Annotated in this window: 16 protein-coding genes; all 16 read right to left on the minus strand. The window is 68.2% G+C overall.

The window, feature by feature from the left end; translation table 11 throughout:
• Positions 1 to 7 precede the first annotated feature (7 nt).
• Positions 8 to 751 (minus strand): hypothetical protein, encoded by a 744-nt coding sequence (locus ACYQ02_RS01675; RefSeq protein WP_460038704.1) that lies wholly within the window; start codon positions 749 to 751, stop codon positions 8 to 10.
• Positions 633 to 1,832, minus strand: a complete 1,200-nt coding sequence (locus ACYQ02_RS01680; RefSeq protein WP_460038705.1) for a DUF6391 domain-containing protein — start codon at positions 1,830 to 1,832, stop codon at positions 633 to 635. Before ACYQ02_RS01680 ends, ACYQ02_RS01675 begins: the two co-directional genes overlap by 119 nt.
• Complete coding sequence (gene recD2, locus ACYQ02_RS01685; RefSeq protein ID WP_460038706.1) at positions 1,798 to 4,023, minus strand: SF1B family DNA helicase RecD2; 2,226 nt, start codon at positions 4,021 to 4,023, stop codon at positions 1,798 to 1,800. Before recD2 ends, ACYQ02_RS01680 begins: the two co-directional genes overlap by 35 nt.
• Before the next feature lie 87 nt (positions 4,024 to 4,110).
• Positions 4,111 to 4,407 carry a hypothetical protein gene (locus tag ACYQ02_RS01690; protein WP_460038707.1) on the minus strand — a complete coding sequence of 99 codons (297 nt, stop codon included), beginning with the start codon at positions 4,405 to 4,407 and terminating at the stop codon, positions 4,111 to 4,113.
• A 32-nt stretch (positions 4,408 to 4,439) separates the two neighbouring features.
• Positions 4,440 to 5,837 carry a M23 family metallopeptidase gene (locus tag ACYQ02_RS01695; protein WP_460038708.1) on the minus strand — a complete coding sequence of 466 codons (1,398 nt, stop codon included), beginning with the start codon at positions 5,835 to 5,837 and terminating at the stop codon, positions 4,440 to 4,442.
• A gap of 18 nt (positions 5,838 to 5,855) precedes the next feature.
• Positions 5,856 to 7,943 carry a hypothetical protein gene (locus ACYQ02_RS01700; protein ID WP_460038709.1) on the minus strand — a complete coding sequence of 696 codons (2,088 nt, stop codon included), beginning with the start codon at positions 7,941 to 7,943 and terminating at the stop codon, positions 5,856 to 5,858.
• A gap of 31 nt (positions 7,944 to 7,974) precedes the next feature.
• Complete coding sequence (locus ACYQ02_RS01705; RefSeq protein ID WP_460038710.1) at positions 7,975 to 9,921, minus strand: VirB4 family type IV secretion system protein; 1,947 nt, start codon at positions 9,919 to 9,921, stop codon at positions 7,975 to 7,977.
• Complete coding sequence (locus tag ACYQ02_RS01710; RefSeq protein WP_460038711.1) at positions 9,899 to 10,729, minus strand: TraC-like domain-containing protein; 831 nt, start codon at positions 10,727 to 10,729, stop codon at positions 9,899 to 9,901. The genes ACYQ02_RS01705 and ACYQ02_RS01710 overlap by 23 nt, the downstream gene beginning before the upstream one ends.
• Positions 10,730 to 11,131 carry a PrgI family mobile element protein gene (locus ACYQ02_RS01715; RefSeq protein ID WP_460038712.1) on the minus strand — a complete coding sequence of 134 codons (402 nt, stop codon included), beginning with the start codon at positions 11,129 to 11,131 and terminating at the stop codon, positions 10,730 to 10,732.
• 30 nt (positions 11,132 to 11,161) lie between these two features.
• Entirely contained in the window at positions 11,162 to 11,554 is a 393-nt protein-coding gene (locus tag ACYQ02_RS01720) for a pilin (RefSeq protein ID WP_460038713.1), read from the minus strand.
• Between the two features lie 109 nt (positions 11,555 to 11,663).
• A complete protein-coding gene (locus ACYQ02_RS01725) occupies positions 11,664 to 11,954 on the minus strand; it encodes a hypothetical protein (protein ID WP_460038714.1) in 291 nt (96 codons plus the stop codon).
• 107 nt (positions 11,955 to 12,061) lie between these two features.
• Positions 12,062 to 12,391 carry a hypothetical protein gene (locus ACYQ02_RS01730; RefSeq protein WP_460038715.1) on the minus strand — a complete coding sequence of 110 codons (330 nt, stop codon included), beginning with the start codon at positions 12,389 to 12,391 and terminating at the stop codon, positions 12,062 to 12,064.
• A 359-nt stretch (positions 12,392 to 12,750) separates the two neighbouring features.
• Complete coding sequence (locus ACYQ02_RS01735) at positions 12,751 to 13,764, minus strand: primase/helicase family protein (RefSeq protein ID WP_460038716.1); 1,014 nt, start codon at positions 13,762 to 13,764, stop codon at positions 12,751 to 12,753.
• A 33-nt stretch (positions 13,765 to 13,797) separates the two neighbouring features.
• The gene (locus ACYQ02_RS01740) at positions 13,798 to 14,652 is read right to left on the minus strand and encodes a hypothetical protein (protein ID WP_460038717.1); all 855 of its coding nucleotides are present in this window, start codon (positions 14,650 to 14,652) and stop codon (positions 13,798 to 13,800) included.
• Entirely contained in the window at positions 14,649 to 15,935 is a 1,287-nt protein-coding gene (locus ACYQ02_RS01745; RefSeq protein ID WP_460038718.1) for a vWA domain-containing protein, read from the minus strand. Before ACYQ02_RS01745 ends, ACYQ02_RS01740 begins: the two co-directional genes overlap by 4 nt.
• Before the next feature lie 173 nt (positions 15,936 to 16,108).
• Positions 16,109 to 18,409 (minus strand): type IV secretory system conjugative DNA transfer family protein, encoded by a 2,301-nt coding sequence (locus ACYQ02_RS01750; RefSeq protein ID WP_460038719.1) that lies wholly within the window; start codon positions 18,407 to 18,409, stop codon positions 16,109 to 16,111.
• Between the last annotated feature and the right edge of the window lie 172 nt (positions 18,410 to 18,581).

Genomic DNA, 18,581 nt, shown 5'->3' on the forward strand with positions numbered 1-18,581 from the left:
GCCTTACTTACTTGGCCGAAACCAGGCGCCAGGCCAGAAGGCCGGCCAGCAAGCCCGCCCCGACCCCCACTCCCAGCGGCAAGCCCCATTCCGATGCCAACACCTCGTCCGGCAACTGCTGGACCATCGAGACCAGCCCGGATGTCGCCGCCGCTTCCAGCACCACCGGTCGATCCAGCGGAAGAGTCCAGGTGACGGTGCGGCCGTCCTCACTCAGCGCCGCGGGCCCCTTGAGGGAGGCGGGATCCACCCGGCCAGGCAAGGTCAGGCGGAAACGCATCCGCATCCCTGCCAAGGCCAGGTCGAGGACGTCCTCGGCCAATGGGTCGTCTGCGCCTTGGGCGGCAAGGATCTCCATCACCTGCGCCCGCAAGGGCTTGTCGAGCCGCGCCACAAACCGGTATCGCCGACCGAGCCAGCCGCCGGCTTCTTCCAGCTCGAGCTCCGACCAGGCCGACGGGACCTCGATCCGGCGTCCATCCGGCAGAGCGAGCGACTGCGGCTCCCGCAAGACCTCAAAGGCCTCCCTGGCGCTCGGAAAGTGCACGACCACCCGCACGCCTCGAAGGCGCCCTTCCTCGACCTCCTCGACCTCCACCCGCCGCCCCTCAAAATCCTCACGTAATGAGGCCTCAATCGATTCGAGATCGGCGGGGCCTGCGAGGTCGTACAAAGCGGCGTCCATGAGAACGGTGGCGTCGAGCTGTGCCTGGCCGTTCTTCGCGACCGTCAGTCCGATCTGCTGTTCCATCCCCCCGCAACCCGCCAGCAGGACGGTCGCCGCGAGTACCAGGCTGAGTTTCAGGGCGGACCTCCCGCGTCGCTCGCGGCTTGGCCAACTCGGTAACCCGGACAATGCGCATGCCCCCTGCCCAGAACCTGTCCGGCTGCGTTCGCTCGAGGTGTTTACGCTCGCGGACCATCCGCCGGATCCGCTTCTCATGCCGCCACCACGCCAACGGCAACTCCCACCAGCCTCGAGGAACAGGGTCGCCAGGCCGAAGCGGGGAGCCGCTGATGAGCCCCGGAACATCGGCCACGGGCGGCAACGTGCACGGGACCTCCCGGCCTTCGGCCACCGTGCGGATGAACACGTGACCGGCCTCCTGGGCCGCAATCGGCTGCAGGTCGCCGATCCGCGCCGTCAGCGTGATGCGCTGCATTTCCCAACCCAGAATCGGGGCCAGAAGGGCCATGAGCCACAGGCCCAAGAAGGTGTCGAACAGATCGCCGCGGCTTGCCCAGAGCAGCGCCCAGAACCCGAAAAAGAGCAGCGTGCTGATCACGATGTGGGACGTGCCGCAGGTCGGCGAAAAGGCGAGCCGCCACTCGCCAGCCCGCAGGCGTGCGGCCGCTTCCAGCGCCGCCTTGAGGTAAAGACGCGCCAGGTCCTTTTCTTCGGCCTTCTCCGAAGGTTCGTCCCACACGAGCCAAAAGCCCGTCGGCCCCGAAACGCCCAAAGACGGGCCGTAGCGGGTTAACCCTCTTTCCCGAAGGATATTGAGCGTTGCATGCTCGAGCGCGTGGTTGCGCCGGGTGCGCGAATCGAACCAGAGCTTGGCGATGCCGAACAGGGCTAGAAGGCTCTTCGTGCCATGCCAGGCCCCTGCCGCCAGGCATTGCAACCATACGCCGAACATCAGCACCACGAAGAACAAGACCGTGATGGCGCTCAGCCCGATGAACAGCTGCCCGCCGATCTGTCCCCACCGTCCCATCCAGACGATGAGGTCGAGCGGCAGCGCGAGCACCAGGCCGAATCGGTCCACAAGCCAGCTCACGCCCTGGGCTACGGCTTCACCCGCCCATTCCGTGAACCATTCGAGTAGCATCCGCACCGCCCCCCTTCCGCCCTTGGGCCAAGCGCCAGAGCAGCAGGCCGTGCCGCCGCACACCGCGCTGGCGGGCCACCGCCTGGTCCAGCGCATCCGCTTCCTCGAGGATCAAAAGCCGCTCCTTGGCCCGCGTGACAGCCGTATACGCCAGGGCGCGGCTTAGCATCCGCCCATGGGACTGGGCCAGGGCCAGAACGACGAGGCCCGGAAACTCCAGACCCTGCGACTTATGGATCGTGATCGCCCAGGCGTGACGCAAGCCCTGCTGGGCGTCCTGGGGACCGTAAGCGACGGCTTCGCCGGTGCCAAAGTCCACGACGATGCGGCTCGGCCCGGCCTCCTGCACGGTGCCCAGCGTGCCGTTCGCCACGACAAGCCGGCCGTCCGTGGCGTAAAGGTTTTGCGTCTGCATGACGCGGTCCCCCGCCCGGAAGTGGCGGCCGCCGATCACCATGGCCGGCTGCCCCGGCGCCGGCGGGTTGAAGATGGCCTGTAGCCGCGCGTTAAGGGCCTCGGTGCCGACGGGGCCGCTGCGCTGGGGCACGAGCACCGTCAGCGTGCTGTTGTTGCGGCGGATCGCCCGGGCAATCCGGTCGAGCCGTTCAACCAGATCCTCGGCGCTGCGCACCCGCACCCGCAGACACCGAGGCGGGGCATGGGGCACCTCGGGTCGGCCCCGGCGGATGGCATAGGCCGCCCGAACGATGGGGCTGTCCTGGGCTTGCCGGTAGACCGTCTGCAGGCGCACCACCTGGGCGTGCTCCGAGCGAATGAGGTCCGAAAACACCGAGCCGGGCCCCACGGCCGGAAGCTGCTCCTCGTCCCCGACGAATACGATCCGCGAGCCGGATGCCACCGCCCCGAGAAGCGCCGCCGCCAGCTCCAGGTCGACCATGCTCGTTTCGTCGACCACCAGCAAGCCCTGCGGCAACGGATTCGACGGGCCCCGGCCAAATCGGATCCGGCCTCCCTCGACTTGCGGCTCCAGAAGCCGGTGGATCGTCCCCGCCTCCCGTCCCGTCCGCGCCGCCAGGTTCTGCGCCGCCAATCCCGTGGGGGCCACCAGATACAGCGGCCAGCCGGGCCAGAGGGCGGAAGCCACGTCGCACAGGACCTGGACCACCGTCGACTTGCCGGTCCCCGGACCCCCCGTGAGCACCACCAGAGGCCGCTCCCCCGCCACGGCGGCCCGCACCGCCTCGGCCTGTTCCGGCGCAAGGGAAAGCCCCGAGGCCTGGCTCACCGCTTCAAGCACGGCCTCTGCTGACTCCGGCGAAGCCTGCCGCACGGGGGCCCGGCTCAGCCGAAGCAGGGCCTCGGCCAGTTGCCGCTCGGCCCAGTAAAGGCGCGGCAGGTACACGTGATCGGCATCGCCCACCACGTCCTCTGCCGCGGCGAGGATCTGATCGATCTGCCGGCGCACGTAGGCGGCCGGCAGCGCCTCCGCATAGACCGGACCGGGCCGGCCGACCAGGGCCTGCACCGCCGCCTCAAGGTCGGTGCGCGGCAATCCGACGTGCCCTTCCTCGGCCGCCTGGCCGAGCACCCAGAGGATCGCCCCGACGATGCGGCACCGGGCCGTTGGGGCAAGCCCTGCCTGCTGGGCCCACCGCTCCTGCACTGGCCAGGGCGCTCCCAGTCGCCGGCCGGCCCGGTAAGGGTCGGCGCGAAACACCGTCCAGGCCTGGGCCCCCTCCCACTCCAGCAGCTGGCGGATCGCCGCCGGGGGCACGCCGCAGGCCGCAAGGCGCTGGTGGATCTCATGCTCGACGGCCAGGGCCTCAAGCTGTGCGCGGATCGCCCGTGCCCGGGCGCGGCCCACACCGGGGACCCGCTCTAGGGCGCTGGGATCGGCCTGGATCACGGCGACCGCATTGGGCCCCAGCACACCCACGATCCGCTCGGCCAGGACCGGGCCGATGCCCCGCAGCACGGCCTCCATGAGCTCCGCGGCATACTCGGGCCGGGCCAGCGCCAGGTCCGCCGCATGAACCCGGAACTGCCGGCCGTGCTTCGGGTGGTCCGTCCATTCCCCTTCAAGACGCAGCCGGTGGCCGGGGCTGTAGGCGGCGAGCGGGCCCAACGCCCGAACCGTCTCGCCCTCCGGATCCCGCAGGGCCAGAATGGCGAACCCCCGGGCGGGGTCGGTATAGAGCACAGCCTCGACCAGACCGTAGACGACCGCCAAGGGGGCTCACCTCCTCTGGCGAACGGCTGGCACGGGTTGCCATGCCCTGTTTCCATTCTACCGGCCCGCGCTGCGAATTTCTTGCGTTCACGGCAGCGGCGCGGCCGTCACGCCACGGATCCGCAGGACGTAGATGACGAGCGGCACTGCGGCGATGACGAACGTGTACAGAAAGGCGGCGCTAAACAGCGCCGTAACCCCGATCCATCGGAATTGGGAATTCCAGCGCCGTGGCCAGAGCAGGAGCAGAAAACCGAAGGCCGCAAGGGCCACCGTGGCCAACGGCAGGACGTTCCGGAACTCGGCCAAAAGCAGGCCGCCCGCGTGCATCGCCTTGCCGACGAAGTCCTCAAAGGGAACGGGCTGCACCGCCGGATCTTGCATCGGGTGTCTCCCTCCCCCACGTTCCCAAGGTGCTAGCGCAGGTCGGGGAAGAACAGTCGTGGATTGACCGGTGCGCCGTGGACGATCGTCTCAAAATGCAGGTGTGGCCCGGTGGACCAGCCCGAGTTGCCCGACAGGCCAATGACCTGGCCGGCTTGCACGGTCTGTCCGGGTGTCACAAGCGGCTGGGCCAGGTGCGCGTACCGGGTTTGCAGGCCGCCCCCGTGGTCGATCAGCACGTAATTGCCGTAACCCGTGGTGCCGTGAACGACGCGGACCACGGTTCCGGCCTGAGCCGCAGCGACCGGAGTCCCGATCGGTACGGGCACGTCGATGCCGGTGTGGATCTTGTAGCGACCCGTGATGGGATGGAGGCGCGGCCCGAACTCGCTGGAGATGCGCGTCGAGGCCACCGGCCAGGTCAGGCCCGATGCGGAGACCGGCAGGTCCAAGATTGCCCCTGGGGTCAGACCGCTCCAGCCCATCTCGCCCACGGGATCGGGGTAGACGATCTCATCGCCCTGGCTGGCGAGGCGGTTGAGCAAATAGACCACCCAGCCGACGTCGCTTTCGCTCAGCCGCGGCTCCCCCTCCGGCGGCGCCGCCAGCACGGCACGCACGGGCTCATACGTCGGGAGCGAGGCGATCCCGCCCAGGTCGACGACCTCGCGCTCGGTGACCTCGCGGTAGTGGTACACCGCCACCACTTCGCCGGTTTCCGGATCCCGCTCCTCCTCGGTCCAGGTCCGCTCACTGCGCTCCGTGCGGGTCACATACTGAAAGGCGTGATCGCCCTGCCAGTTGCGCACCTGCTTGATGACGGGCTCGGAACGCGTCGTCGTGTCGGTGGCCGTAATCTGACCGTCGCGGTAGACGGTGGTCGTCGTCTCCAGCTCGACCGATCCGCAGGTCACCTCGAAGGGAAACTGGCGCGCCATGGCCTCAATGGCCGCTCCCGAACGCCGGGCCAAATCGAGGTCCCGGGCCATATCGACGGCCGCCAACAGCTCCCACGGCGTCAACAAGGCCTCAAGCTGCGTCGCCCACGGGCCCGCGCACTCCAGCCGGCTGACGGCCGCGAGCTGGGCGTCGGTCACCCGGTGGGTCGCATCCTGGTAGGTTTGCTGGATCAGGGTGTTGGCGACCTCGTCTCCGAGGCTTCCCGCGAAGGCATGGGTTTCAGCCATGTCGGTCAGCACGGTATAAACGAGCGATGCGACGAAAAGCAGGATCAGCACCGCCAGGGCGACACCCAAGGCATAGGGCGCGACCTTCCCGAGCAGCGCCTTGACCCCCGTCCCCAGCGCTCGCTTCAGCAAGGCCCGGCCGGCCGCTCGCCCGAGGCGCCAGGCGCCGCGGCCGGCCATGCTAAGCATGGTACGCCCGGCGTTGAGGAGCGTCTGGTTGTGCTGCCCGTCATCCCACGCCATCAGCCCACCTCAGTTGGATCAGCCGTTGTGGTAATGTGCATCCATGCCGGGCGGCACCGGGTTCCGCGATGGCCGGGCGACGGTGTGCGGAGCGTAACCGAACCGGCCGCGTTCCACCGGTGCATGCCGGCCCGGCAGGATCTCCGTAAGCTGGTACCGTACGCCCTGAACCACGCCATGGCGCGGCAAGCTCGGATCGCCGCCCTTGAGCAGCACGGGTCGCACCGAGCCGTCCGTTGAGCGAAGCTCGGCAAAGGCCCCGTGGTGGGAAGCCTGTACGAACAGCTCATCACCAGGCTTCATCTGGCTGAATACCTGCGAGAGGGGCTGAATCGAAAGATCGGCTCCCGCCTCTGCGGCCTCGGCAACGGACGGGATCGTGTTGCCGGGCATGCGGGACAGGCCGGCGGCCGCCCAACCGCCCAGGTGACCGCCGAGCCATGCCCCCACACGCCCACCGATGCCATAGCCAACCGTCGCACCCAACTGGGTGGCTGCGAGCCGGACGCCCTCGCGAGTCTGGGCAAAGGCCGCTGGCGCTCCGCCGACGGCAGCCGTGGCCAGCTGCAGCCGGTCTGCCGTGGAGAGGTCCGACACGGCGCTTTTGAGCGCCCCGTATGTCTGGCGCATCGCCCGAACGGTCTGTTGCGCACCCGCAACTCCGCCGAGCATACCCCCTGCGGCCGCGTGCCCAATCCGCTCGCCCACGTCGGCGCCGATGCGGCCAACCGATTCACCGATGCGATGATCGCCGATGCTGGCCCCAAGCGCCGCACCAGCGATGCCCGCCGCCGTCCCAAAGGCCAGCCGCCCGATGGTGGAGCCTAGCTGTCGCCAGCGCTCCACGGACTGGGTCGGCAGCGGCGAGCGCAACACCTCGCCGGATGCCTGGCTTGCACTGGTTCCGGAAGGTGCTCCGGCCACATCTTGCCCAATCGGGCCGGTGCCATCGGCCCCGGCCACGCCGCCACGGCCCCGAAACATCGCACCGGCGGTGGCACCTGCCACACCGCGAACGGTCGAGCTAACGTTGCGATAGGCATTGATGGCAAAGGCGGTGGCCGCGACCGCCGACCCGATCCCCACCGCTTGCGCGATGCCGGTGCCCGGGCCAAAGAGTACGCCGCGTAGGGCGGACGAGAACATCCAGACACCGAATACCAACGAGAAGATCAGCAAGGGGTCAATCGACGAGACACGTCCAAGCCACGTAAACAGAAAGCTCAGCAGCAAAGCGTGGATCGACTGCATGAAGATCTCGCCGAGCAGAAGTCGCCAGTACTGGCCCACCACGCCGCGGAGCTTAGGAACAAGGAGCATGGCACCGCCCAGGAGCGGTGCAAGCCCCCAAAGGATGGACACGACCCACGACCGGGTGAGATACGTGATGTGGAGTGCCAGACGCAGGAAGATCGTGGCGAACAGCGCCAGGGGCACACCGATCGTCATTTGAACCTGGCCGCGAGCCAACGCCTCGGTCACGGCGGTCTGCAGCGAGAACACACCCGCCTTTTCGGCAAAAAGACGGACCAGGGTCAGGTTGATTTTAAGCGCCATGCCGACGAGCACCGGCGCCAGTGCCATCATCACAACGGCAAAGATCATCCACTGGATCCGCTCGGAAAGCGACACCCGGCTGTCCGGATTGAGCCCGGAGAACATGTACTCGTAAGCGACCCACACCACGGCAATCAGAAACATCGCCGTCCCCAGGGTGCGGGCGGTCCACTGCCAGGACGTGATGACATCGTCGTAGGTCTCCCAGCTGGCGACGCCAAAAACCTCCCAGACCCCGTCGCTCAGCGCGATGCAGCCACCCTTGGGGTCCCGGCACCCGAAGACCGTGTGCTGCGTATCGATGTTGCGCACCAGCATTGCAAGCGCCTGGTACAGCCAATTCAGCATCCCCGCCAGGGCCCGGGCCATTAACGAGGGTTCCTGGCAAAGCCCTTCCGGGTCAAAGGGGTTGTTGGGATCGTACTGTTGGGCTTCGGGACAGTCTGAGGGCATGTCGGGCGGCGTATAGGGTGTTGAAATGGTACTGCCCGTTTGGGCGCCGGCCGGCACGACCCATCCGGCCAGCACGGCGCCGAGCACGGTCAGCACCGCAATACCGCCAAAGACCCATCGCAGGGCCCTATGCGGACCGCGAGGTAAACGCCCACGACGCCTCATAGGGGGTCACCTCATTCCGAAACAGGTAGGGCCGGCCGCCGCACACGAGAATGCCGGAACCCCGCTCAAGCTGGCCGAGCTGCTGCAGCACCCCGGAGGGCAGGTGGAACTTTTCACGTAGCACGTCGAGATTCGATCGGCCCTGCCGCAAGAAGATCCAGGTTGCACAGTTGTTGTGGATCGCCTCGCCCGCCCGCTCGCCCAAAAAGCGCCAGGCGTCCTGGGCAATAACCACCAGGCCGGCATCCCGCTTCCGGCACCTTCGCACGACCCGCTCCAAGAAAGCGAAGGTCCGCGGATGGTCTGCCAGCTGCCACGCCTCGTCGACCACGCAAACCTTGTGGGACTGGCGAGGCCGCTTAAGGAAACGCTCCCACACCCACGTCAGGGCCACATAAAGGGCCAGGGCCTTTTGGGACCAGTCGCGATCGCCAAGCCAATAGAGGCTGAAGACGACGAAATCGGACTCTTCGATCGGTACCGTCGTCTGACCGTCAAGCCAGCGGGCGCTCGGGTGGTCCCGCCGGTAGCGACCCACGATGTCGGCCACCGGCCGGAGCACGGCGCTGAGATGCTCATCCTCGGCCATGCGCTCTTGCATCAGCTCGTACAGGTCGCTGAGGGTCGGCATCGGCTTTCGTACCCGACCGTCGGGGCTGACGACGAGACCGTCTTCCACGGTCGCCGGCCGAGTGAGGCTTGCGGGATCTTCTGTGATCCCAAAACGTGCATAAAGCTCTCCAACCAGATGCTCCAGATGGCCTTTTTGCACGGGTGTGAGCTCCATCCCGGCCGCCATCGCCTCAATGAGCCCCACAATGTCGAGGATCTTGCTCTCCAAATCGACCCGCTGCTGGCCGGTAGCCTCGTCAACCTCGGGCGAGACGTCAAAGGGGTTGATGACGGCATCCGAGCGGCCCAGCTCGATGAACGTCCCGCCAAGCTCCCGGGCCATCGTGCGGTACTCGCCCTCGGGGTCGAGCACGACCACCGAGCGGCCAAGCAGGAGGGGCCGCCCAATCAGGGCGGTTTTGACCTGCGTCGATTTGCCCGCTCCGGATTCGGCATAGATCAGGACGTTGTGGTTGGCCAGGCTCCGGTCAAACTGGTCGTACAGAAGCGGCGCACCCGTGGCGAGGTTGATGCCGAAGTAGACCCCTTCGGGGTGCACGAGGTCGGCCGCGACGAACGGGAACAGCGTCGCCAGCGCATCGGCGTCAAGATTGCGCCGGCGCGCCAGCCGGTCGGGCAGAATGCCCTGGGGCATCGTGGCCAGCGCCCCGAGATCATGCAGCGCCTCGGCGATCCGGCCAAAGAACCCGGCCCGCTCGATGTCCTTGATAAGCTGTTCCATCGCCCCCTCCAGCATCTCCGGTTGGCGGGCATACAGCGTCGCCAGGAGGGAGACAGCGTACAGGTTGGTGTGCCCCCCCTGAATACCGTGCCGGAGGGATTGGATCTCCTCGAGGGCCTGCTGCAAAAGCTCGCGCTCCTTGAGTTCCCCCGATTCGATCTCGGCGCGGAGCCGCTGGGTGAGCCGCACCTGCTGCCGCCCCAGGGCATCCCGGGCGACCCGTCCCTCGTACGGCTCGACATGGATCGCGACATCCACGTCATATGGCAGCTGCAACCACGCATTAAACCAGCCAAACTGCAAATAGCGCGGCCAGCCGATGATCTGGTGGGTCTGCGCGTAATACTGGCCGATCTTCACATGCCGCGGGGACGACCGGTCCACAATATCCGGCGTAAGCAGATCGAGCAGGTTCGGCGCATTCGCGCGCAGATCCGGCCCCTCCGCCGCCGCAGGTGCTACGGGAAGAGCCGTCGCGTCGGGAGTTGTCTTTGCCTTGTCCGGCCGGCGGCCTTGAACCGGTCCCGGACGCTTAGCGCGTCGGAAGAGCGACATCCTCAGCGGCCACCTCCTCCTGCGGGGCGGTGTGGGGTGCATCGAACACGGGCCGGAGGACCTGGCCCGGGGCAAGGGGCACCGTATCGGGGTGCAGCGGCGCTCCCGTCACCCACAGCGCCTCGGGCTGGTAAGTCGATAGGTCGCGGAGCGAGGTGAAACGGGCCCGGTCCCGCAGCCAGGCGGCATAGAGCAACTGGGCCAACTCTTCGTCGTCAAGCCGCCGCGCACGAAGGCCCATACCGCGGAAGGCGTCCATGATGGTCCGGCACCAGATGCCGAGGTCGCGAGCAGCCATGTCCTCCGCCGTGCCGGCCAGGACGGGGCCAACACGGGCCTCGTCCCAGACCACGACGATGTAACAGCGCTTGACCAAAAGCGCGTCCGCCGCGGTGTACGCCCAAAGCTGTGCCCGCAGGGTCTCCGCATAGACCCGCCGGTTGCCGGTCAGATACGGCATGCGGGCGTCGAGGGCGGCGACGACCTCCTGCGGATCGAGCCGCTGCGAGCCGATATAGATTTGGATGGGGTGCCGGAGGGCCATGAGGAGGGATCGCCACTTGGCGAGCATCGCATTGACCTCCTGTACGTCCAGCAGCCCCACGTTGGTCGGCTCGACCTCGACGACGGCGCGATAGCGGCCCGGGCCGACGCAAAGCATCTGGCGCCGGATGCCCTCCAGGGCAATAAAATCCTGGGCCGTTGCGGCATCCCGGGCCTTGCGGGCCGGGTGATGGCGGTTCCGGCCCGTCAACACCACCAGCAGCAGCATGCCGCCGACGAGACCGAGCATCACCAAAGGCAGCACTTAGCGACGGCCTCCTTCAGCACCCTTAGGACTCCGCCGCCACGGGAAGGGGAGCACCTTCCGGCAGCGGCGCCAGTCCCAGTAGATGAGCAACCACTCGTCCAGCCGCAGGGGCTCTTCCTGCACGCTCGAATAGCGATCGCGGGGCCCCGGCAAGGGGCCCCATCCAGCAGGGAAGATGGCCAGGGCGAACGCTGGCGGCAACAGCAAAAGCCACAGCAACGTGCCCAAAAGCCACTGCCAGACGCCATTGGCCAGCCAGGCCGCCACGATGCCCGGCGCCAGCCCGCCCACGACGTAGGCCAGCTGCCGGAACGTGATCGGGAAGAGCCCGAACAGGTTGACGGCGTGCTCGTCCCGCCGGAGGTCAAGCGGCACGGGATAAGCGCGGGTCGCATCCATTGGTGACCTCACTCCCTGGCCGCGAAACGATCACAGCTTGTCGGCAAAGCCCTTGAGCAGTCCCGCAAAGTAGTAGGCCGACCAGGCAATGACGGCGCCGATACCTGCCTTGATAAGCACTTGCTTGCCGGATTCGTACTTGCGCTCGTTGGTGCCGGACGTCATCATCACCACGCCGCCGTAGATCATCATCGCCACCGCGACGATACCCACGAAGCCGAGGAAGAGGTTGACGTAGTCCCGAACGGCCTGATAGAGCGCATCGAACGTGGCCGAACTAACCGCCCTGTCCCGAGCTGCTGCGGCGGCGTGCTGTGTCCAGAGCGCCACCCATGCGGCAGCCCACGCGATTCTGGCGGCCACGCGGGCCCCGCGACCGCGCCGTACAAGCCCCTTCCAGGCCTGGCGCATCTGACGTGCCATCCAAGGCGTCACCCCTTCATCCCGTGCGCCCGCGAAATGCAAAAGGGCGATGGGGCCGCAACGGCCCACATCGCCCTCAAGGCGCACGTGCATTGTTCTGGTCCTGATTCTACCCGGCCCGGCCCGGTGGGGCAAGAGGCGCCCGGCCGCCGGCAATCACCTCGCCAGGCTGGTACGACCAGGACAGCGGCCCCCGAGCATCGAGAATGACGTCCAGCACGGTGGCCGTATCGCCGGAGCGCTGGATGCTTTCACACAGCGCAGCCGCGGCTTGCTCCAAGCCGGCCCAATCCGGCTCGGACGGCGCGGCGGCGAGGTCGCCCAGGGTGTCTCCCAAACGAAAGTTCATCCGGACCTGCCGACCCTGCCGGCCGCTCGTACCCTGGAAGCTCAAAAGCATCTGCCCCCGCCCCAAGGTGCTGCCACACAGGGCGCGGTGGAGCCGCTGTACTTCTTCAACGATCCGCCGCGGGTGCGGCGGAATATAGCGATAACGATCCCCCCGCCTCATACCCCCACCACACTTCCTTGGACAAACAGCCGTATTACCGATTCCTCGTCGGTGAGAACGATATGGAGGGTTGCGGTGTCGACGCGGGCGATCACCGGCTCGATCCACTGCAAAGAGAGGCGATCCAACGGCATCTCCCGCGGGCGGAACCGTATGCTGCTACCGTACTTGTGGTCGAACAGGAGCAGTTGCGTCGGGTCCACCCATTCGTAGCGGCGCAGCCACTCCTGCCGGCCATTGGTATAGCGCGCATGCAGGTAGGTGAGCGGTCCTTCTGCGAGGACCGCCGAAGGACGTCTTTGCAGAACGCGTTGGTTCAGGGTCATCGGACTCCCCCCAGGGTGCACCTCTCTGCCCTAGTGCACCGCAGCACCCGAAGGACTTCAACGTCTTTGCCCCGTCTTTGCCCCGTGCTGGTACCCTGCCCCAAACCCCAACACAAAACGCCCTTCCGTCCGAGACACCACCTCCTCGTCGTTAGGGAAACCAATGGATGTTATCTCAATGATGGGATACATCACCAAGTCGGTGCAAGTCCCAAAATCCATTCAAAGGGAGACGGGACATGAGCGAAGGAAGGGAATATTGGAGAGGGAAACGCCCTTTGCGAAGCGCAGCCGGGTCCTTGTGCATCCAGTCCCTGTCAGGTCGTGTCGGCCCATGGCGAAGGGGTCGACCCGGACGGTTAGTGCACCGTCCGGGCCCCCGCGAGCAGATAGTCGTCAAGCCCCTTATAGGCCTCATCCCACGCAAGCCGCGCGGGCTGAAGCCCCATCGCTTCTAACGCCCGGGCCAGCGCCGCAAGCTGCCGGGCCACCGCCGGATTCGTGCGCCAGTCGTTGTCCCAGGCGAGGAGCACCCGACGGGGACCGAGCCGCCGCAGCGGCTCCAGGCACGGCCGCCAGGTGTAGGCGGAGGTGGCCGCCATGACGGGAAGGCCCGTCCGCTCGGCAATGACGATCGCCTTGAGCGGCCCCTCCGTCAAAATGACGTCCGCCGCCTGCGCCTGTGGCCGGCCGCCCGGCCACGCCATGTGATACGGCGTGCCCGAGGAGGCACCGTTGGGGCGGTGGCCCGAGGAGACAAGGCAGTATTTCGCCCCGCTCTCACCCGGATGATCGGGCCGAACCTGCAAGGCGTACACCCGGCCCCGCACGGTCCGGATCGGGATCACAAGCCCGGACAGGCCCGCCAGCTGCCAGCCGCCCGCCGTGTCCGGCCGCCAGAATCCCGGGACGCCCTTGACCCCCTCGGGCCCGAAGCGGTCACGGAGCCGGCGCACGAGTCGCTGCCGCTCGATCCCGGCGGGAAGCGAGCGGAACCCGTGGGCGGCGATCGCCGCGTCATGCAGCCCCCGGACCGTGACAAGGTGCTCCCGATGACGGCCGGAAAGACGCAGGATCTCGAGCATGGCCTCGTACACGGCGATCCGCCGGGCAAGCGGCGCCAGGGGCGCTCGCTCCGCCGGCGGCCGCACAGGCTGCCAGCGAGGCAGGGCCCCCTCCTCCCGGGGGAGATGATGCACCCAACCCGTCGCGGTCTGCCGGACGGCGCCCTGGCCGATGCGGACGCAGTGGACAACCAGGACCCGATCGTACTCCGCCACCCCGCAACCCTTGGGCTTACCGCACACCGGGCAGGGCCGGGAGCGGCTGACCCGCACCATGGGGACCCGCTCCCGCAACGCCACGGCTCCCATTGTTCGTCCCCCCTCGAAAGGCCCGGCCGGCCGTCAGGAGACGGCCGGCCGGGACGCCGCAACTTCTCGGAACGTGGGGCCCGACCCCTCGTCCACGACCTCTGCCGCGTGGACGTAGAGCCAGGCCCCCTTTTTGAGAAGGCCCCGGGCCCGGAGCGTCTGGCCGACGCGAAGCCCGTCGGCCAGATCCAGGGTGGCACCGAAAAAGATCAGCTCGGCACCCTCGATGACCGACTCTTCCGGCTCGCGGCAGACGATCCGGGCGGTGCAGCTCGTGACCGTCTGGCCGTTACGGGCCGGGTGGCGGTAGAACAAGGTGGGCTGCGCCCCCGGGCGCCGGACCGCAAAGTCCGTCACAACGACTTCGTAGGGCCACGCCTCGCGCTCCTCGGACCGCCGCGCCGGCGCCCCGTTCCCCGCCGCTTCGTCCGTGCCGTTGCCCCGCAGGTCCCAGCCGAACCCCAGGGCAAAGAGGCCCTGCTTGAGCGCATCGCCCCGCGCCGCCTTAACAGCGCGGTTGTAGGCCTCGGCGAAGGCTTCGCCGGGGCGCTGGTCCCAGCTGTACCAGCCGACCACGTCGTTCTGGTACAGCGGGCCTCCCTGAAGCCGCGCCCAGAAGGTGGCGAGGACCCGGATCCCGGCCAGGCGGCCACCGGGCTCGAACACCTCCTGGACCTCGCGGAGCCGAAGACCGTAGCGGAAGGGTCCGAACGCCCGCCGGGCGCGATCTTCCGCCACGGCCCGCGGCGCGACCGTCAGGCCGGCCTCAGTCTGAAACTTGACGTCCTCCGGGATACGCTCCCAGAGGACGCCAAGGATCCGCCGTTCTTCCTCGGAGAGCGAGGCCGGCGGCTCCCAGGCCGCCGGCGTACCGTACCCACCGCTCATCCTCTCCCCTCCTTGGCCTGGATCCGGACGACCGTCCGGGCCCAGGCGGGTGTTTCGACGTCTGCATCGCCGATCAGGGCGATGGCGACCGGAACGGGCGGCGCCTCATCCGGCCAGGGCGTCAGGCCGTCCGTCATCACGACGATGACGTCCGGCTGCGTTTCCACCGCCCGCGCCAGGCCTTCGCCCATGTTGGTCCCCCCGCCGCCAACGAGCCGGATCGACTTGGCGGAAAAGACCCGCTGGGCCGGTCCGGCCGCCGCATCGCAGGGGATCACGGTGATCGCTCCGCCCTGCGCCGCGACCTGAAGCAGGTCGCGGACGGCCGCCATGGCCACGCCGAGATCCGCCTCCCCCATGGACCCCGAGGTGTCGATCACCACGGTGATCCGGGGGACCGGCGCGGTCATGCCCGGGAGAACAGCCGGGCGAATCACAGCCTGGCGGCGGTTGGGCCGCTGCCAGGTGTAATCCGCCCGCATGCGGGCCTGGGCGATACCGTGGCGAACGGCGGCCGCCAGCACGCGCCGCCACTCGACGCGCACCCGGCCCACTTCGTCCGCCCACCGCACCCAGGCCCCGGGCACAGTGCCCGGCGCCGCCCGGCGGATGGCCTCCGCCACGGCCCGGCGGATGAGCTCGCCATCGACGGCGCCCCGGCCTTCCGGCATCCGGCTCCCCTCCGGCCCTTCGGAAGGGTCCGGCCCTTCAGCCTCCCACGGCATACGCTGGCCGTGGGCGGCCGATCCGCACAGGCCGCGACCGGGCTCATCCCCCACACTGCCGGGACGCTCTTGAGGCACACCCGACCGCTGCGGGTCCTTGCCCGCCCCGTTGCCGGCGGGCGGCCTGAGCCGCTCGTAATACTCGACCCAGGTGAGCCCGCGCGGCAGGCCGAACTGGTCCGGGAAAACCCCCTGCGAGGGGTGCATCCCGTCGTCCTCGCGCAGGTCCTGGTTGATCGCCAGATCCTGCGCGAGGTTGGCCAGGGTCGGGTCCGCACCCAGCGCGAGGGTCTGGGTGGCGTGGTCCCGGAGCAGGTGAGCGATCTCGTGGTAGAGGATCCGACCCAGATCCTCCACCTCGTAGCGGCCGACGACCTCCGGGTGGTAGTAGAGCCGCCACCACCGGTCCGAGGCCATCGTCGGCTGCCCGGAGATGGGGCAGCGACAGGCCTCCGTTTCGACCGGAACGAGCGCCCACAGCGCGGCCGCCAGGTAGGGCCGCCGCCGGGCGAGCCAGTACCGGGCCGCCTGTAGCGGCTCCGGCAATCCTCTCGGCATCTGATCCCCCTCCCTGTCGGCCCCGGGGGCCGAAAAAATACAAAACGCCCCCGTGGCGACGGTTCGCGAGCCGCTTGAGCGGCTGCGCCCGGGACCCGCTTGGGCAGGGCCCCGAGGTCGCCACAGGGGCGTTTGCACCCAGTATGCCACAGGTTTTCGCACGCTGCCAAGTCCTAGCGCCGCGGCGGCAAGCGGCGGACCGGGGCGCGGATGACCGGCCCGCGCGGCCCGGCAACGGTCTTCGGTGCAGGTCGCGGCGATGCCCCCGCATCAAGACCGGGGCCCCGCGTGTCGCCGGCTGCATCCGGCGCCGCAGCGCCGACCGGGAGGAACAGATCCTCCGCCGCGTCCTCCATCGCTAACGCCGGCTGCGGATCGTGAGCCGCCGGCACCTGTGCCGGGGACTCCCCTGTGTCCTCCTGTCCGGCCCCATCCGTCCGGCGCACAAGCTTTTCCCATCCCGGGTAGTCGGCCGCGTCGATCATCTTTGCCTTGCCCCGCCGGGCCTCCAGCAGCGCGCGGTTCTGCAGAATCTGGTACACGAAGGTGTTCGGCGGCAACTCCCGCAAATCCCGAATACTAAACCGCGGCCGCTCCACCCATCGCCGGGAGACCGAAACGGTGCTCTGGTCGGGCCCCAGGGTCGCGCCGTCATAGCGGCGGGTTTCGGATTCCGATTCCTCGAGTTGGGGTGCCGTGCCGAAGCTGTCCGAGAAGTATTTCGCATCGGGCACGGCGATGCCGCCGTAAACGACGTAGTTCCGGATCGTGCCGAGCATCTGGGCCCGGAAGTACTTCCCCACGCGCTCGAAATCCGCGAGGGACTGGGTGCCGAGGACCGCAGCGAAGTTATAGCCGCGAGCCTGCTCCAAAAAGGCGGCGAACTCTTCGTTGACGTAGCTGGCGAACTCGTCCATGTAGAGGACGTGCAAGGGGGTCTTGCGCTTGCCCGACTGGAACTCCGGCCCCTTGCGGCGCTGGACGGCATAGGAAAGGTGCAGGCTCACCAGCGTGCCGAGCAGCCGGGACAGGAGCGGCGCCTCGCCGCGGGACGTGTTGACCAGAAGGACACTGGCCTGCTCGAGGTGCCGGTCGAGGTCGACGACGCGCCGCCGCCCGTCCGGGACGAACAGGCGCAAGAAGCCCTCGTGGGAAAACAGCTGCTCGACGTACAGGCGCAGACCCAGCGCGTGGGTACGGAAGGACTCCCGGGTTTCGGGCGCCAGATAGTCGTTGACGAACCACGCCAAAAGCCGTCCCACGGGCTCATTGGCGAGCGGCCCGGCGAGGTGCAACCGTGGCCGCAGCTGGGCCCGCTGGTTCCGCCCCTGGACCTCGTCGGGACTCGGCAGCACGAGGTCCGCCCCAATGGCCGCGGCCAGCTCCCGGACCAGATACTCCAGGTACTGGTTGTCGTTGAGGGCCTTGGCTACCTCCAGATAGGTGGGGTTGCCGAACTCCTCCTTGTTCGGGTGCATCACCTCAAGGTACTTGAGCAGTTTGATGACGTTGCCGAACACGGTCCGCGCCATCTGCCGGAAGTATTCCTCGCCCGATTCCTGCGTCGCCTCCAGCGCCGCCGCGTTGACGGCCGCGACGACGTCGACCGGCCCCGCAAGCGGATTGATGGCATCGGAATGGGGATCGGTCGGATCCAGCAGGTACACCTCGCGGCCGTGGTAGCGGGCGATCTCCAAGGCCCCGGGCATGTTGCCGAAGGCGTGGACCCAGTCGCCCTTCGGCTCGATGATCGTCACCCCGATGTCCGGCTGGGACAGATCCTGCGCCGCCATGGGCGCGAGCACGCCGGCGGTCTTGCCGGTGCCGGGCGGGCCGAGGACGAGCATGTGCATCGTGCGGTCCTTTTCGCGCAGGATGATCTCATTGCCCGTGGTCTCGTCATAGCCGATGACGACATCGCCCGGTGCGAGCCGGCCCGTTTCGGCCATCACCCGGTGCAGGTCCACCGCAGCCAGGTTGCGGCGCCGGTAGAGGACCACCCCGCCCCACAGGCTCAGGGCCGCGCCGACCCGTGCAGGCCACAAAAACCAGTCGGCCAGCAGGCCATGGGCATAGGCATCCATGGGCCAGTTGGGGTGCGCGAAGGATTCGACCGGGGTGGCGAGCACCCAGCGGGTCAGGGTACCGGCCAGGGTCCACTCGACCCACGCCCAGAACCACAAGGGCACGGCAGCCAGCACACCGCCTGCCGCGATCCGCCCCCGGCCCACGTTGGCCAGGCCCGACAACAGCAGCAGTGTCCAGCAAACGCCCCCGAGCGTTGCGAGCAAGAAGAACCACCAGGGCCCCCAGCCGCCATGCAGGATCCACAGGTGCGGCCAGGCCAGGGCCAGCAGAGCCAGGATCACCAGGGCATAGCCGGTGACCATCGTGATGGGCCACGGGATCGTGCGCGCCAGCCGGTTCAGCTGGCCAAGCCACCGCGCCCGGAGCTTGAGGAGCACAAGGCGCACAGGATTCCCCCCAAAATGCCACAGGGCGCCCGTACCGGCCACAAGACCGGTCCGGACGCCCCTCAAAGGCGACGGTGTTGCTTCAAACGGCAAACGGCTACGAGGCCGGAGCCAACGGGCCGCAACCTCGGGATCCCGTGGTGGCCCCATCGCCTGTTAGCTTCAGGCTAAC

Source organism: Thermaerobacter litoralis (assembly GCF_054654595.1).